The 16,101-nt window shown below is 64.0% G+C and carries 16 protein-coding genes; 3 read left to right on the top strand and 13 right to left on the bottom strand.

Annotated features, from left to right (window positions below):
- Positions 1–14 precede the first annotated feature (14 nt).
- The 11 genes from ACQPXM_RS11215 to ACQPXM_RS11165 form a co-directional block, all read right to left on the bottom strand.
- Positions 15–1,238 carry a hypothetical protein gene (locus ACQPXM_RS11215; protein WP_432947549.1) on the bottom strand — a complete coding sequence of 408 codons (1,224 nt, stop codon included), beginning with the start codon at positions 1,236–1,238 and terminating at the stop codon, positions 15–17.
- 162 nt (positions 1,239–1,400) lie between these two features.
- Positions 1,401–2,309: a fumarylacetoacetate hydrolase family protein gene (locus tag ACQPXM_RS11210; RefSeq protein WP_432947547.1), complete on the bottom strand. Its 909-nt coding sequence runs from the start codon at positions 2,307–2,309 to the stop codon at positions 1,401–1,403.
- 192 nt (positions 2,310–2,501) lie between these two features.
- On the bottom strand, positions 2,502–3,065 hold the full coding sequence (locus tag ACQPXM_RS11205) for an ureidoglycolate lyase (protein ID WP_432947545.1): 564 nt from the start codon (positions 3,063–3,065) through the stop codon (positions 2,502–2,504).
- A gap of 100 nt (positions 3,066–3,165) precedes the next feature.
- Positions 3,166–3,855: an HAD family hydrolase gene (locus ACQPXM_RS11200; RefSeq protein ID WP_432947543.1), complete on the bottom strand. Its 690-nt coding sequence runs from the start codon at positions 3,853–3,855 to the stop codon at positions 3,166–3,168.
- Between the two features lie 322 nt (positions 3,856–4,177).
- Positions 4,178–4,864 (bottom strand): TenA family protein, encoded by a 687-nt coding sequence (locus tag ACQPXM_RS11195; RefSeq protein ID WP_432947541.1) that lies wholly within the window; start codon positions 4,862–4,864, stop codon positions 4,178–4,180.
- Positions 4,865–5,110: 246 nt separating this feature from the next.
- The gene (locus ACQPXM_RS11190; RefSeq protein WP_432947539.1) at positions 5,111–5,524 is read right to left on the bottom strand and encodes a YciI family protein; all 414 of its coding nucleotides are present in this window, start codon (positions 5,522–5,524) and stop codon (positions 5,111–5,113) included.
- The gene (gene thiD, locus ACQPXM_RS11185; RefSeq protein WP_432950992.1) at positions 5,524–6,330 is read right to left on the bottom strand and encodes a bifunctional hydroxymethylpyrimidine kinase/phosphomethylpyrimidine kinase; all 807 of its coding nucleotides are present in this window, start codon (positions 6,328–6,330) and stop codon (positions 5,524–5,526) included. Before thiD ends, ACQPXM_RS11190 begins: the two co-directional genes overlap by 1 nt.
- A 17-nt stretch (positions 6,331–6,347) precedes the next feature.
- Positions 6,348–6,845, bottom strand: a complete 498-nt coding sequence (locus ACQPXM_RS11180; protein ID WP_432947537.1) for a nucleoside 2-deoxyribosyltransferase — start codon at positions 6,843–6,845, stop codon at positions 6,348–6,350.
- A 35-nt stretch (positions 6,846–6,880) separates the two neighbouring features.
- Positions 6,881–7,876, bottom strand: coding sequence for a thymidylate synthase (locus ACQPXM_RS11175; RefSeq protein ID WP_432947535.1), 996 nt, complete (start codon positions 7,874–7,876; stop codon positions 6,881–6,883).
- A 20-nt stretch (positions 7,877–7,896) separates the two neighbouring features.
- Positions 7,897–9,072 carry a glycosyltransferase family 4 protein gene (locus ACQPXM_RS11170; protein WP_432947533.1) on the bottom strand — a complete coding sequence of 392 codons (1,176 nt, stop codon included), beginning with the start codon at positions 9,070–9,072 and terminating at the stop codon, positions 7,897–7,899.
- A 65-nt stretch (positions 9,073–9,137) separates the two neighbouring features.
- Entirely contained in the window at positions 9,138–10,070 is a 933-nt protein-coding gene (locus ACQPXM_RS11165) for an LD-carboxypeptidase (RefSeq protein WP_432947531.1), read from the bottom strand.
- Positions 10,071–10,348: 278 nt separating this feature from the next.
- On the opposite strand from ACQPXM_RS11165, the gene ACQPXM_RS11160 reads away from it, so the two are divergent.
- Positions 10,349–11,554, top strand: a complete 1,206-nt coding sequence (locus tag ACQPXM_RS11160; protein WP_432947529.1) for an MFS transporter — start codon at positions 10,349–10,351, stop codon at positions 11,552–11,554.
- Here ACQPXM_RS11160 and ACQPXM_RS11155 read toward each other — a convergent pair whose 3' ends face one another.
- Positions 11,555–13,495 (bottom strand): amino acid adenylation domain-containing protein, encoded by a 1,941-nt coding sequence (locus ACQPXM_RS11155; protein WP_432947527.1) that lies wholly within the window; start codon positions 13,493–13,495, stop codon positions 11,555–11,557. It lies immediately after the preceding gene.
- 1,055 nt (positions 13,496–14,550) lie between these two features.
- On the opposite strand from ACQPXM_RS11155, the gene ACQPXM_RS11150 reads away from it, so the two are divergent.
- Both ACQPXM_RS11150 and ACQPXM_RS11145 read left to right on the top strand, forming a co-directional pair.
- Positions 14,551–14,736 carry a response regulator transcription factor gene (locus tag ACQPXM_RS11150; RefSeq protein WP_432947525.1) on the top strand — a complete coding sequence of 62 codons (186 nt, stop codon included), beginning with the start codon at positions 14,551–14,553 and terminating at the stop codon, positions 14,734–14,736.
- A gap of 102 nt (positions 14,737–14,838) precedes the next feature.
- Positions 14,839–15,210, top strand: a complete 372-nt coding sequence (locus tag ACQPXM_RS11145) for a nuclear transport factor 2 family protein (RefSeq protein ID WP_432947523.1) — start codon at positions 14,839–14,841, stop codon at positions 15,208–15,210.
- 23 nt (positions 15,211–15,233) lie between these two features.
- On the opposite strand, the gene ACQPXM_RS11140 is transcribed toward ACQPXM_RS11145, so the two are convergent.
- Positions 15,234–16,082: an LLM class flavin-dependent oxidoreductase gene (locus ACQPXM_RS11140; RefSeq protein ID WP_432947521.1), complete on the bottom strand. Its 849-nt coding sequence runs from the start codon at positions 16,080–16,082 to the stop codon at positions 15,234–15,236.
- Between the last annotated feature and the right edge of the window lie 19 nt (positions 16,083–16,101).

The raw sequence follows: 16,101 nt of genomic DNA, 5'->3' as shown, positions 1-16,101 counted from the left end.
TTACTTCTTCTTTCCTAGACGTTCATGTATCTCAGGGTCAAGTCATCGGGGTGCGGCCCCTGATGGCGGGTTCGCAGTCCCATCTGTGACGTCAGTAGCGTCATTTCGTGAGCCGGCCTGTCACCTCGAAGTGCTGCTGGTGGTCGAGCCTTGCTGCACTCTTGGGCGAGAAGTGAATTCCACATCGCCCCTGTTGCGGACATAACGGCATCTGCTCCGGCCGATCTGTATTGACAGTAATCATCAGCCGTGATTACTCCACCGACACCGATTACGGTGTAACCCAGCCCGTATTCGTCGCGGAGTTCTGTCAGACGTTTTGTCATTTCAAGTCCAGCCCATTTGATAGGGGCGCCGCCAATACCGCTCATCATCCGACCTTCTCCAGGCCACGCAGGTCTCCCAGCAGGGTTGATGATCTTTGATTGGATCGTATTGATGGCAGAGATGCCTTGAATAAATGGACTGAGAGTGGTGGCGAATTTGACCAACGCTCCTTGTTCTTCGAAGCGAGGTATCTTGACGACGAGCGGAGTGTCACCTATCTCGTTCTTGATTTTTTCGGCGGTCCTCAGGGTCAGCTCAAGATCGCGACAAAGTAGACGTCCATCACCCGGCCCGGGACAACTGAGATTTGCTTCGAGGACCTTGGCGCCGGCTTCTTTGACCAGCTTCGCCGCCGTGGCGAAGTCGTCGATGTAGGCTTGAATGTTCCCTTCGGCGTTGACTGTGCCTTGAAAGCTGCCGATGACGACCTGGCCCAGTTTTGCATGATTGATCGAATCCGCCATGTCTTGTTGCCAGAAATCTGGATCAGATGATGGGACGTGGAATGAGTTGGCCACGGCAAGCGGTTGGCTGTAGCTGTGATCTGCAATCACACCTTCATCGCCAAGTTCAGGCGTCAGATCTCCGTCGACTTTGACTGCCAGGACATTTGGCCATGGAGCACAGGGGTGTTGCCGGGTGCGGACAGTCTTATAGACCGCAAGATCGAAGCCTTTGTCAAGCGCTCCTTTCACGAAATTTCCATTGATCAACGGACCGGCTGGGATACCGAAGGGCAAGAAGACTTTCTGTCCGAGGAACATGGTTTGCGGTTCACCTTGGTGTTCGATCACTTTTCCATCGGCAAATAGACCGAACGGCCCTTCGTCAAAATTCTCTTCGTAAGATTTCTCGGGATCATAGAAAGAAGGTTGCATACTGCCTCTGCATGCGCGGTAGTCCTGATTCATCAAAAGCTTCGTTGCGAGGAGCTCGCCGATCGGGGCGCCTGTTCTGCGGCGTGTGGCATGACTGCCTGCTCATTCCGACTGGCGCACGGTGACTTCGCGGAGCACGGCGAACGTTTCGGGCCCCTGCCTGGCCCATCAGCCGGCGTCGATGGTCGGCCCGCTCTACCCCCAGGCGAGGGCCGCATCGGGGTAGTGTCGCGGCCCGCCATCAGACGACCGTGGGTGTGCTCGCGGGCGTTCAGCGCGGCAGATGTTGCGGAGCTCCCCGACGCCCGCGATGGACGTCACCGTGGTCGCGCCGTCGGTCAAATACCGGGCCGGCTTGCGCGCGTGGCCGACCCCACCCGGCGTGCCCGTCGCGATGATGTCGCCAGGTTTCAGCGTGACGATCGTCGACGCGTACGTGACCAGCTTGACGCAGCCGAAGATGAGCTGGTCGGTGGATGAGTCCTGCACCTTTTCGCCGTCCAGGACGGTAGAGACGCGGAGCCCGGAGCCGTCCGGCGCGGGCAGCTCGTCTTTCGTGACGAGCCACGGCCCGACCGGGGTGCTTGACTCCCAGGTCTTACCCTGCAGGAACTGGATGGTGCGGTGCTGGTAGTCGCGCATGCTGACGTCGTTCAGCACCGTGTAGCCTGCGATCGCGTCGAGCGCGGTCACAGGGTCGGCGCGCCGCACCGACCGGCCGATCACGATGGCCAGCTCGACCTCCCAGTCCACCTTGCCCGACTCGGGCGGCAGCACAATGTCGTCGTACGCCCCGATCAACGCCGACGGGTACTTGGCGAAGAGGGTCGGGTGGGTGGGCAGCTCGTCACCCATTTCCTTGACGTGGTCTCGATAGTTCAACCCGACGCAGATGATCTTTTCGGGAATCGGGATCACCGGCGCGTAGTCCAGAGTGTCGACTGCGTGGACCGGTCCGGCGGCCGCAGCCGCCCGTTCGGCCCAGTCGCCGTGCTCGAGCAGGGCACGTACGTCGGGGTCGCCGGTCTCGATCGCCCGGCCGGCCTGCTCGTCGACACGGACCGCACGCAGCCCGGCCGCCGTACGAATTGTCGCCAGTCTCATCGCTTCACTCCTAGTCACCTCTACACCGCTGAGTTCATCGGCCAACGGTCCTGTCAGACTGCCTGTGGGCGGGAAGTCACGACTTCAGCCGAGCTCATAGCCAGCTTTGCAAATATGTCGCCGAGTCAGCCCCGGAAGCGCCAAGAAGGCGCAAACCGAAATAGAGCCCTGAAGGTTCCGGTAGCGGCGCACTCACCCCGTGCGGGTGTCAATGACAGGCCTGATCGTCGTCCCGAAACGCTGAGCCAGGGATACTTTCCACACGTCTCCTTCGTCCAGTTCTCGCGCTCCCCCGCGCTGCAGTGCGTCCACCACTTCCTTCGAATTTCCGATCAGGATCGTCACGGGCCGGTCTTCGGCTATCGGAAAGTCGTGCCAAGTTCCAGCATGGAGGAGCAAGGCAGAGGACGGCGGAAAACGAAGCGCAACGGCGCGATGCAGATCCGGAAGCTCAGCACCCAGATCGTGATTAGGCGGGGCAAGCACCATGACGAAGGGGGCGGCGCTGATATCGACAAAGAGCTGAGTCAGATGCAGATGGCGCTCCAGCCAGAGCACCTCGTCGACTTCGTCCGTCGGAAGGATCTGCGCGGTTCGCAGCGCCGCCTGCCCACGGTATCGAAACCCGATGTCACCGCCTTCCACAACCCGGCCTCGATAGTACGGAATGTCGATGTCCTGGGTGACCTCAGTGCTGACAAGAGTTCCGAATGGTGCGACTGCATCCTCAGTAGCATCAATGATGGGAATTTTCATTGAGCCCTCCAATGTGTTGACTACTGTTACTGTCTACGTGTTTTCAAGATGGTCGAACTCGCGCCCTCGCTCGAAGCCATCGAGTCGAGCAGCGAATCCTTCAGTTGCCGTCACTGCCGCGAATCTGGCGTTCCCGGAGCATGGAAAACCTCGCCAGCAGGGCTCGTGGCATAACCTCCGTCAGTGAGTCGACAACAAGGTCGGCGCCACTGAGATCGAGCTGGCGGGTGACCTGGTTGGCGACCGCGACGCACGTCACATCGGCGGCAACGGCCGAGGAGATGCCAACCGGACTGTCCTCGACAGACACTGCCTCGGCCGGATTCACCTTCAGGAGGTCCAGTGCTTTCAGATAGATCTCGGGCGCGGGCTTGCGAGGTAGGCCACTGTGTCCGGTGACGATTGTGTCGAAGTTGTGCTCATCCAAGCCGTTGCGGCACAGCTGTTGCGCCACCCACCACTGTGGGGCGTTGGTCACCAGTGCGGTGGCCAGCCCCATGGTGCGCGCCTGGGCGAGGTGTTCCAACGCGCCTGGGCGTGCGACAAGCAGTTCGTCTCGGCGCACCAGCCGCTGCTTCTCCAGATCGGCCCAATCGAGCCGATGCCCTACGGCAGCCTCCAGTTCCGCGGTGGGCATGCAGGGACCACGACCCGCGGCGATTTCGGCCAGCCAGAGCTGTTCGTCGAGTGAGCAACCGTGTGCCCGGAAGACCTCGGTCCAGGAGACCAGGCCCGCGGTCTCGCTGTCGATCAGCGTTCCGTCGAGATCGTAGAGAATTGCCTTGATCAAGACCACATCCCCTTCACACCGGTTGAACCCGTGGATGCCTCTACGGAGCGACCGCTTTGCAGCGCGTTCCGGCGGCTCGCACCGACCGAGCCCAGCACTGCCGCCGCCTCGACCACCGCCTGAGACCACGAACCGAGCCCGGGACCGGATGAAGCCGACCAGGACGACCCGTCCGCGAATGACGGCCGCGTCGCCCAGTTGGCGGTCCGCTGCGGTCCGCCTTGACCAGGCGGGCGCCGCGGCTTGACGACCTGGACGGCGGCCGCGGGCTGTCCGACCTGTTCCACAACGGCAGCTGGCACCCTCGCCCAGTCGCGGACGGTCATCGGTGTTCCTCGCCAGGCCACGCGAGGTCCAGCTCCCACGCGGCGTCGAAGACCGCCACCTGGTGCTGGATGCTGCGCAAGTAGATCAGCTTCATCCGGTCTCGGCCGGCCTGATCGGTCCGCGCCGCACAGGTCTCCATCATCGCAGCGTGCTCCTCGGCCATCCGATGCACAGCGCGCTTGACATAGATGTCGGCCCACTTCTGGTAGGCGGGCACGGACAACTCGACACCGGCGAACCGGCGTCCGATCACGGCACTGAACATCGCGCACGGCTGCAGCGCGGAGGCGATCTCGCCGATGCCGAATTCCAGCGCGGTGCGCACCAGATGGTTGGCATAGGCTTCACGGGCCGGGATGTAGGCGTCCGGACCGATGGCCAGCGGTTCGGTGATACCGAGGTCGGCCAGGACGTCCTGCTTGGCCGCGATCTCGTTGAGCACCCACACCTCGTCGAGCACGGTGGTCGCACCCTTGGTCCAAGACGACCCGGTGGGTGCCTTGGCGACGCCGAGGGCCAGCGTGCGGTGCAGATCGACGATGTAAGGCGCATCGCAGACCTGGAAGGCCACGAACTTCTCCCGCGGCAGCTCGTCGCGGGCCATCGCCTCGATCCAGGGATGGTGCTCGTAGGCGCGCCACGCCGACGCGGCATACGTTCGGCACTCGTCCATGAAGGTCATCAGTTCTCTCGGCATTCTCGTCGGCGACGACGTCGTGTTCGGGTTCGGACAGTTGGTGATGCTCGCGTACGAAGCAGCGCTCGGCGGCAGACGGACTCCACCGGCTTCGCGCCGGCGAGGCCTCCGCCGTACTGCGGCCGATGTCGCAACGGCCGCTCGCGGGGCCAGGACCATCCACGGGAGTTGGTGGCCGATGTTGAACAGGCCCGCGCAGAGCGCCGCCATGGCCCTGCGAGGTCAGACTCGTCACGTGGTGATCTCGGCCGATCGACTCAGCAGCCTGCGCCCTTCGGCGATCGCCGTGCCCTCGTTGAGGAAGAAGGCGCTGACCCGGTGCTTGCGCAGGCCTAACCGAAAAAACGGTTCCTGATCGGCGATGCGCTGGGCCTCGTCCTTGGACCCGACCGCAAGGATGTACATGCCGAGCGGTCGCCCGGGGTCGCGCACGTCCAGGTCGTAGTCCAATGGTCCGGCGGCCAGCAGCAGACCTCGGTCCTCTAGATCGAGCTGCCAGCGTAGGTACTCCCACATCAGCCCACCGCGCCAGGCCGTTTCCTGATCGTAGTCACCGTCGGCCCACATGAACACGGCGAACAGCGGAACGCGACCCATCCGTTCATCGATCTCCTCCCGCGTCAATGGTGTTTGCTGCTCTGTCATCAGCCCGACTCCGTCCGCGCGCACGCCAAATCAGCAAGGTGGAGCATGTCCACGGGGTGAACGTGCTCGCCGACGGCGGCCAGTCCACGCGCCACACCCAGCGACGACCGGCGCTTGGCCTCGATCACCGCGTCCGTCAGGGACCAGCGCTGCGCCAGCAGGCCGGCAAGCGTTGCGGAATGCGCGCAGCCCGCACCATGCTCGGCGCCACCGGAATGGTGATCACCTTCGATCAGGTGGTGCTCAGCGCCGTCGAAGAACCAGTCGCCGGTCTCACCCGGCCCCGGCGAGATCACGACGGTCGACGCACCGAGTTGGGCGATCCGTTCGGCCTCCGCGCGCCGCGAGGACGCCGTGCGCCGGCTGGCCAGCAACCGCGACTCCGCCCGGTTGGGAGTCACCACCGTGGCCCAAGGCAACAGATATCGGGTGATCGCGTCGAGGTCGACGTCCCGGCTGATGGTGGAGCCTGCAGTCGAGGTGATCACCGGGTCTACCACGATCGGAACGCCCCGCTCAGCGCAGCGGGCAAGGTGCACGGCGATGGTGCTCAGCACTTTCGCGCTCCACGTCGTACCGACCTTCACCGCCGCGATCGGCAGCTCGTCGAACACCGCGTCGAGCTGGGCGTCGATCGCTTCGATCGGCAGCGTCCAGCGCTCCCGCACCCCGGCCATGTTCTGTGCCGTCACTCCCACCACTACCGTGGCGGAGTAACAACCGACAGCGGCGTAAGCCTTGATGTCGCCTTGGATGCCGGCCCCACCACTGGAATCACTTGAACCGATCGTGAGGCAGACCGGCACCTCGCCCGCATGTGTGGTCACTGCTGCGCAGACCTCGCCATGACCCGGGCGACCGCACCGTCGAGCTGCTGAAAGATCTCCTCGTAGTCGTCGAACCAGATGAACTCGATGTTCGCCACGGTCTCCAACCCGGTGACCAGGAACGTATGTGGCTTGTCCTTCTCGAGAAACAGCACCATCGGCTTGCCGAACGCGCTGGCCCAGCCGATCTCGACATGCGTCCCCGGGGAGACAGGCACCCCGGGGAAGGCGACGAACAGATCAGAGTCACCGATCTCGGTGAAGTCGAGTTTCGTGACCTCCGGCGCGGTGAGGAACGCCTCGCCCCACGCCTCCCGGCGGTGGGCGTTGTAGACCTTGGCGCCGAGCTGCTCGAAGTGGCCGATGAGCCGTTCGAACAGCGCCTGGTCCTGATCGGACATGCGGCCGGTCCTCGGATCAACAAGGCGTAGGAAGGGGCCGCCTACGAAGACTGCACGCAGCCCGGTGGAGACGGCGGTCGCGTTTTCCGACATGATGTTTCCTTCTCTTTTGGCGGTAGGTGAACAGGTCAGACATGCAAGTGCGGCCACCGGTTGGTGACACTGTCACGCAACACGGCCGGCAGCAGTTCCACGACATCGGGGCTAGGTCGCTTGCCCAGCTTGCTGATTCGTCGCTGGAGCTCGAAAAGGGTGACGACGTGTCTCCAGTAGTCCGGAAGATCAAGAGTGCGCAACTGGTCGGCGCTCAACTCGGCCTCCCCGAGCCGCAGCGCTCGCTCCCAGTCGAGAACGGCACGTACATACGGCCAGTTGTCGCCGGCGGGCATGGCTGGGAAGGGCATCTCTGCGCTGTCTGCCGGCCGGCCCGCGGCCTCGGCCAACACCTTGCTCGCCCACTCGGTGTCGGAGTCGTAGACATGCATCGATCCGACCTGGTGGTGGTAGGTCCCGACGGGCAGACCGAGTTGGTGCGCCATCAGTTCCTGCAGCATGGTGAAGGAGAAGACATCGCTGACCATGCCGCGAAAGGCATCGTTGGCGCGCATGAAACCGACCATGCACAGCGCCCCGTCACGGATCAGGAACTGCAGGGCCAAAGTGCAGGCGACGTCGATATTGCTCGACTCCTGCAACTCGACGGGATCGAAGATCTGAATCACGGCGCGTTTGCTGTCGGGATCCTCGTGCAGCACCGTCCTGATCGCGGACCACTGGTCGAGCTCGACCCGCGGATACCTGAAGATCCGAGGACCGTAGGCGGTTCCCTGCAAGGTTCGCCCGTCCGCGGAGTACTTCGTCATTCCCGGCGCGTAGTAGGAGATGAACGACAGGTCGTCCGTGCCGGCGAGGTACCACAGGGCTTCGGCGAAACAGAAGATCAGGTTGGTGCGGCGCGCGGGTAAGGCGACATGCCGCTGCACGGCGTCGGTGATCGCGAAGCTGACGCCGAGTCGCTCGCTGCTGGAGAACCCGCGTGGGGCGTTGCGGTATTCGGGCTTGTTGAACGTGATGTCCAGTTCGGCGAGATAGGCGTCCTGGAAGGTCGAGTAAACAGCAGACAACGGATTGCCCCTTACAGAAGTCAGGAATGAGTGCTGCGGCGAAGCGTCGATTTCTCCGCATTCGTCGCCGGCGTCAGGTAGCGCAGGAACGTCTCGATCGCGTTGCTGTCCAAGTTCGTGACGAACCTGTTGGCTGCGCCGTACGACTCCCGAGCAACCGCTGCGTAGATTGCGTCGTCGTACCAGAGCTGGGCCAGGGCAGTTGCCCAGGGATCGATGTCCTGTGGCGGAACGTCAGCAAAAGGACGCCATGCGACTCCGCTTTCGCGGTATCGCGTGATGGTGTTGACCGGAAGGACGTAGGGCACTCCGAGCTTCGCCTCCCGGAGACCGCCGATGTCACTGGCGATCACGGGGACTCCGTGCAGCATCGCTTCGACAGATGTGTAGCCGTAGGTCTCCTCCCACAACGACGGCATCAAAAGCACTTTGGCCCGGCGCAGTAGCCGCGTGAAGTCGGCATCAGGCTCCAGCAGCTCCACGTTGGGCGCCGCGTTGATGCGACGCACGTCATCGTCGGTCGTCGCCCAGCCTCGTACGCCCGCGAAGTTGATCTCCGGAAATCTCTCCGCCAACGCAAGGAAGATGTCGATGCCCTTGTAGGAGCACGGAGTCACCATCATCGCCAGGTCCCCGCCACGAGATGGTTCGAGACCGATCATGTCCTCGTACACGTTCGGGTAGATCGTCGTCGAGTTGAGGCCCGAACGGCGCAGGTAGTCCCTGGCAGCGTTGCTGACGCAGATGATGCCCGCGCACTCCGCCAGCAGTTCGGTGGCACGCCGGTCCGTTCGGTACGCCTGTGGGCCGAACGGCAATTGCTGCAGGGTGTGGACGATGCAGACGACTCGCTGGGGTGCGACCTCCAACGCCGCCTCGAGAATCGTCCATTGGTTGTCGTCATTCGGAATCACGACTCGGTCCGGCTGGACGTGGGTTGCGAGCGCCCGCAGCGTGTCAGCGACAGTTGCCGAATCACTCGTTCGCCACAGGTGCACCTCTCCGAACCTCGCGCGCGCCACGCCGATCCGCGCGTCATCGGCGATCGGCTCCGACCCGCGCGGAAAGTCACCTGATGCGAGCACGTGGCATTCATGTCCAGCGCGGACAAGCTGGTCGACGACGAGTCGGTGTGACTTACTGCCCCCGCCGGTTCGTTGGTAGTACGGCCATGGCTGGGCCACAAGAATTCGCATTTTTCCTCTTCACCGCGTCAAATCTCACAAGCGGAGTTGTTGCGCGTCGAGCGCGCCGTGCCCGGTCACTCCCCGCGCGGGAAGATCACACCGTGCGAAGAATCGAGACGTACTTCCCTGCCGTAGGGCACAACCCACTTGGGGTCGATGTGACCGACGTCGGCGTTGACGACAACGGGGAAGGTCGCAGCTGGAAGTACCTCGTCCAGCACTTCCATGACCCGGTCCGCCCAGGCTTCTGGCGTATGACGCACGTCCGGTCCCACCATCATTCCCGCGAGTCTGTCCAGTGGAAGCACTTCTGCGAGCTCGCGAAACTGCTCGGATACATCGCGGTTGTTGTACAGCCCGACATCCCAGAAGAGAACGGAGCGATCGGTCTGCATGCGCAGACGTGCCGCCATCTCAACGAGACAGCTGATCTCGCCACCGATGAGCGGACCGCATCCAGCACCGGTTCTTACCCATTGCCAGCCGCCGCCATGGTTCCTCGGTCTCGGCTCGTGATCATTGTCGCCGGTAGGTGACCATCGCCTGAACTGGCTGGAACGGCTGACCATCGGCCGGCACACCAGGTCGTCGTCCGATGTCAGTACACGGCGAAAGTACTCCAGCGTTTCGGGAAACGGTCCGCCTGGTTCGCCCATCTCTGGCGTGAATGTGACTCCGTAGAAGGAACTCAGGCCGACTTCCTGATACAGGTAGTGGTTGAGCCAGACGTTGTCACTGTTACCGACAAAGGACTTGTTCTGCCCGCGCAACCGCGTCGCGTCCAGGAGCGGCAACAGATCGAGCGAACCCGTCCCGCCGCTGGCACAGAACACGAGGTCTACGTCGGCATCGGTGAAGGCGTCCATGAAGTCGGCGGCGCGAAGCTCCGCCGATCCCGCGATAGTGCCGTCCTCGTTGGCCGTTCGGGCATGCGTTGCGTAACTGACCCGGAAACCGAGCGACTCCATCACCAACCGTGCGTTGTCGGCACGCCAGGGCACCAGCATCGGCCCCGAGGGACTGATGACGCGAATGTGCGCACCGTTCCCGAGTGGCTTTGGATGCCGGAGCCCCGCGGGTGGGACCTCACACATCGACACTGACACGGCTCCGTTCACTAATCCGGCGGCCGGCTATTGGCGTCGCCCGGCCTTGGCGATCGAGTCCAAGAATGGCAGCGGTTATTGCAGTCCCGTTGCATTGCGGACGTGCGAACCGATCGGCCGGTCAGCGGCGTAGAGGTCAAGGTTGGGCCGACTCGGCCGCTCGACAGCGAGGAGAGTTCGTGGAGTCTTTGTGGCGCAACCGCGACTACAACCTCTGGTGGTCAGCAACAGCTCTGTCTGCTATTGGCAGCCAGATATCGGGCATCGCGTTCCCTTTGCTGATTCTCTATTCGACCGCATCAGCCACCGCGGCCGGCGCGGTCGCGGCCTGCCAGAGTGTCGGCTTCCTCGTCGCCGCCGTCCCCGCCGGCCTACTGACCGATAGGATGTCGCGTCGGCGCTTGTTGGTGCTTTCGACCTTCACGCAGGCATCCGTCGCCGCCGCCGTCGCCGGCCTCGCCTTCGTCGGTCATGTCGAGGTTCGGCTGGTAGCGGCTCTCTCGCTCGTGGACGGGGTCGCGCTTGCCCTCCACAACGCTGCTGCAGGACCCGTCGTATCTCGGCTGGTGGCTCCTGCGCAGCTCGGCCAGGCCACCGCGCGCATGCAGGCACGTGACTCCGCAGCAGGCCTTGCAGGACCTCCCCTGGGTGGGCTGCTCTTCATGACCGCTGCCTGGTTGCCGTTCGCGGCCGACGGCCTGTCCTACCTACTGGTCGTGCTGAGCGTGATCCTCATGCGCCGATCCCTCGGGCCCGATCGGTTGCACGGCGAAGCAGCTCCATCGATCCGTCGTCAGTTGTCGGAAGGGCGACGCTTCGTCCAGGGGAGCGCTTTCGTTCGTTTCCTGCTGTTCTGGACCTGTCTGACAGACGCATGCATCGTTGGCCTGCTTCTGCTCTTCATAGCCATGGGCAAAGGACGAGGCGATGATCCGACCACTGTCGGTCTGGCCTCGTCCCTTGCCTCTGCGCTCGGATTGATCGGCGCAACCTTCGCCACCCGAATCGCCAGGTGCTTGTCCGGTGAGCGGGTCGTCCGGGCAACGTCCTGGATCCTTGCCTTCTGCGCTGCGGGCATCGCGGTGGCACAGACAGCTTGGCAGGCCGGCATCTTCCTCGGGATCGTGTACCTGTGTGCCGCACCGACTAACGTCGTCCTAGAGACTCACCTCGTCAAGGCGACTCCACCGGAAGTGTTGGGCCGCGTGCTGATGATGCTGATGACGTTCCAACGCGCACTACTGTGGGTCTCCCCGCTTGCTGCGGGCGCTCTCTACGACCGAGTCGGGGGAACCGCGGCAGCTCTGATGTTCGCCGCAGCCCTGGCAGGCCTGGCAGTCATGACAACGCGGGCACAGGCATTGCGCATGCTCCCCAAGCTGTGATCAACCCATGGTCGATTCGCTGACCGCGGCCACTGTCGGAGCGCGGAAGAAGTCCTGGGCGGTGACCAGAACGCCGGCCTCGTCGCGAATCCGGCGTACCAGCTGCGATCCACTCAGCGAGTCTCCCCCCGCCATGAAGAAGTCGTCGTCGATCCCAATGGCCGAAAGGCCGAGCGTCTCGGCGAACAGGCGGCAGAGGATTCGCTCGAGTTCGTTGCGCGGCGTCCGAGCTAGCTGGACGCTGCCGTCCAGGTCCGGCGCCGGCAGCGCCTTGCGATCGATCTTTCCGCTGGTGGTCAGGGGGAAGCGGTCCAAGAACGTGAACGCCGAAGGAACCATGTGGTCCGGCAACGACTGCCTGAGTTGATCACGAAGCAAGGGAACGTGCGGCATCATGCCGGCTTCCAGCACAACATAGGCGACCAGGCGCCGATGCCCTTGCGGCGAGTGGTGGAGGGTCACCACTGCTTGAGCAACCGCTGTGGAGGACAGCAGTGCGGCCTCAACCTCGCCGAGCTCGATCCGGTGACCTCGCAACTTGACCTGGTCGTCGGCGCGGCCGACGAACTCGAGCTGCCCGCTGTCATTCCACCGCACCAGGTCACCGGTGCGGTACATGCGCGCGCCGGAAGGCCCCATCGGATCCGCTACAAACCGTTCGGCTGTAAGTCCCGGTCGAGCGAGGTATCCGCGCGCCAGGCAGGCGCCGGCGACGTACAGCTCGCCGATCTCGCTGCCGACCACGGTCTCGAGTCGCTCATCAAGGACATGAACCACCGAGGCGTCGACCGGGCAGCCAATAGGCGGCGAGCCTCGTCCGGACAACGGCTGACTGTACGTCACACAGATCGTTGCCTCTGTCGGCCCGTAGGCATTGAGCATTCTCCGGCCGCGCGACCACCGCTCGGCGAGTACCGCAGTACATGCCTCGCCGCCGACCAGGAGCGTCGTCAGCTCCTCGAGGCCTGAGGGCTCCAAGTCGGCCAGGACTGCGGGTCCGATCAAGGCATGGGTGATTCTGCCCGCGATCAGTTCGGATCGGAGCTCGTCACCGGCCATCACGGATGCCGTGGGGACGACAAGGGTTGCTCCCGAGCCGAAAGCCATCAACAGCTCGAGGATCGATGCATCGAACGCCGGGGAAGCCACCTGGAGCACCCGGCATCCCGGCTTGAGCTCAGCGTCGCGGACGACGGACCTCGTCAGATCCGCAAAGCCACGATGAGTGACTACCACTCCCTTGGGCCGACCGGTTGATCCTGACGTGTAGATGATGTACGCCGCGTCGTCTACTGCGGGTCGCGTCGCGCGAGCACCCGCGGATCGTTCTACGAGCTGCTTGGCCACTTGCGCGTCGTCGAGATCGATGACGGGTCCGGTCCAACCCACGAGTGCGGGTCGGCCGGCAGAGGTAGCGATGACACACGCCGGGTCCGCGTCGGAGAGAAAGAACCTCAGCCTGTCGGCAGGGCTCGACACATCGAGCGGCAGGAAGGTCGCGCCGGCCTTGGTAACAGCCAACTCCGCGACGATCAGTAGATCGCTCCGTGGAAGGAGAACCGCGACCACGTGTTCACGACCGACGCCAAGGTCCGCCAGCAGGCCGGAGAGCCGATTGGCGTGGTCGTCGACATCACGGTACGAGAGGCGGGTATCGCCGAACTCGAGCGCGATTGCGTCGGGAGAGAGGTTGACCTGGCGCTCGAAGATGTCGACGAGCGTCGAAGACTGTCCGCTGGGCGGGGCGGTTCGGCGAGCGGAGGAGTCACTGAAATCGCTCCGCGATTCGACGTGAGTGAGGCAACGGGCCCGGGAGTCCGGACCGTGCACGCGATCCCAACCTGCCGGAATCTCGGTGAACGCCGGCCACAGCGAGTACTGCCGGAGACCGTTGGCGAGCACGAGGTAGTCGTAGTCCTCACTCTCGAACGGATTGGTCATGAAGGTCGTCCTCGCTAAGTCGAAGTTGCCGCGCCGTAACGGCGAATCACCCGCGCCCCTGGGTGTGTCAGCGGAGCTCGCCCGATGATGCCGGTTGAGGTTGCAGACCGATTGCAGAGCCGGATGTCGGTTTCCGGGGTCATCACATCAACCGCTTCGCGAGACCGGCTTGTGCGTCGGCCAGAGGTGCGCGGACCTACGCACACCGCGTGTCTGAGCAGCCCTTGTTCCAGTTACCGGAAGTCTCGTGATTTGGTTTTGGCGGCGTGTGGGAGGGGTTTGGAGCTTTCGGCGTCGAGGTTGACGACTGGGCCCTTTGTGCGTCCAGCAGACAACTTTCGAACCACTTTGCCGGCGGCCCACACGGCGCCTCGCATGCAGCGAGCTCGGTCGACGGCACCGAGACGCTCCGAGGGTCCACCTCAAGACTTTCTCCGGATCGTGACTGCGTGTCACATCACACTGCTCTGTATCGTCGCGCCGCAGGAGTCCACCTCGACGAACCAGTCTTCCCCGACACCAACAGCGGCTACCGCGACCCCTCCAACGTCCGCCGATCCGTCCGGACAAGCCTCTCCCCGTCGGCAGCACAGCCCGCCGAGACCCCGGGCTAGCCCTCCGCGCAGCCGGCATCACACGCACAGCCGTCGCCGACTCCCTGGGCTGCCCCAAACCAAGATCGAACTCGTCGAAACCGGCCGAATCGCGATCAGCCGCGCCCTCATCAACGACCTCATCGCCACTCACGGCCTCACTCTCCAGAACTCACCGAGCCTCACCAACCAACTCGAAGCAGCAACTCGGCGATCGCCTCGCTCGCCACGCCGAGCTTGAGGTCGCTTCGTCGAGAATGACCACGGTGCCTCCCAGAGATAGGCACACGCCAGTTAGCTTACCGACGTGGGGCGCTCGAAGACCTCGGCGCGGATCACGTAGCGACAATGGTCCGGCGGGAGCTCAAGCGTCTGGGCGTTCACAGCGTTCCCCGCTCCCCGCGGCCGCGGCCAGCGAGGGTCAATCCGGCCGGACTCAGTGATCGGCAGCTGGAGGTGCTCATGTTGGTCACCGAGGGTCTGACCAACAGGGAGATCGCCGAAAGACTGGTTGTCTCGGTGCGGACCGTCGATCACCACATGGCAGCGATCCTCGCGAAGCTTGACGCTGCCAATCGACGCGAAGCGATCAGGACCGCACGCTCCTGGCGTCGCGAACCCTCCAGCGATCCGACGCGTACCGGATGAGCCTCCTGCCGCCGGCAGTCTGCTCGCAGTGCGAACCGGTGGTCAGAACCGTTCGTACTGCTGGGTGATGCGGCCCGGGCGAAGATTGAGGACGGTGAGCTGATGGACCGGAATCGTGAGGTGCTCGAGCGTTTGTGGCCGACCGACGGAAAGCTCGCGCTGTCGGCGGAGGCGGAGCACGAGATGCGCACCGAGGACTACGTGCTCGAGATGCCACAGTCGGGTGAGTGCATCGTCGGACGGGACAAGATGCGTGCGATGCAACGGGAGTACCCGAATCCCCCGTCGATCCAGATCCTGCGCATCACCGGCGCCGGCGACCACTTCGTCGTCCTGGGCCGGTCGGACTACGGCGGCGAGATCTTCTACGTCGCCAACGTCGTCGAGTTCAGCAACGGCCGAATCTCCCGCGAAACCAGGATCTACGGTTCTCCCTTCCCAGCTCCCGCGTGGCGAGCCGGCTTCGTCGACTGAACCGCGAGATCTGGCAAACCCTGTCACAACACGGCGTCGGCAAGCCTGCACAGCTCATCGATGGTGCCCAGCGTCGGTGTGAGGATGATTTCCTCGGCGCCCAGATCCGCAAACGCTGCGATCCGCTCCTTTACGGCGCGCACACCGGCGGGAAGCGTCCGCGAGGCCAGTTCGGCGAACTCAGGGGCGAACCGGTAGTAGTCAAACACGTTGTCCCGACCGCGCTCCTCGTCGCTGAGGTTGAAGTAGGACATTGCGACCAGACGCGGACTGCCTGCGCGACCGGCCTGCTTCCACGCTGCGCGAGCAGCCTCGTACGACGGGGCAATCAATTCGGGCGGGAACGATGCGCCGATGTAACCGTCTCCCCAGGTAGCCATCCTGCGAAGCGCGGCGGGCGCGAATCCGCCGAACAGCAGAGGAAGACTCCGGGTGCCGTCGGCAACCGCAGGACTGCCCCCGTCACCGACCGGCTTACCGGCCCAGACGTCACGGTAGATTTGCAGGTCGTCATCAAGGCGCCGGCCACGGCTGGCGAACGACTCCCCGGTGGGGAAGTCGTCGGCCCGCGGTCCGACCCCGACCCCGACCGTCAGGCGACCGCCGGAGACAGCGTCGATTCCGGCAAGCTCCTTGGCGAGCAGAACAGCCGGCCACGAGGGCGCGACCAGAACCGTGCTGATCAGACCGATCGTGCGGCTCGCGCCGGCCGCCGCGGCCAGCGCAACCGTGTCCGCAACACCCGGGTAAGCCAGGCGGCCGACGGTGCCGAGACTGTTGAACCCTGCCTCCTCGGCAAGCGACGCCCAGCGCGGAATCAGCTCCGCCCGAACGTTCGGCACCTGATTCGGCAGACCGATGCCAATCCTCATGGCGTCCTCCATGGGTCGG

The organism is Kribbella sp. CA-253562 (assembly GCF_050942265.1).
Taxonomy (GTDB): domain Bacteria; phylum Actinomycetota; class Actinomycetes; order Propionibacteriales; family Kribbellaceae; genus Kribbella.
The sequence above is the reverse complement of the archived record's forward strand: the minus strand, read 5'-3'. Positions and strand labels throughout refer to the sequence as shown.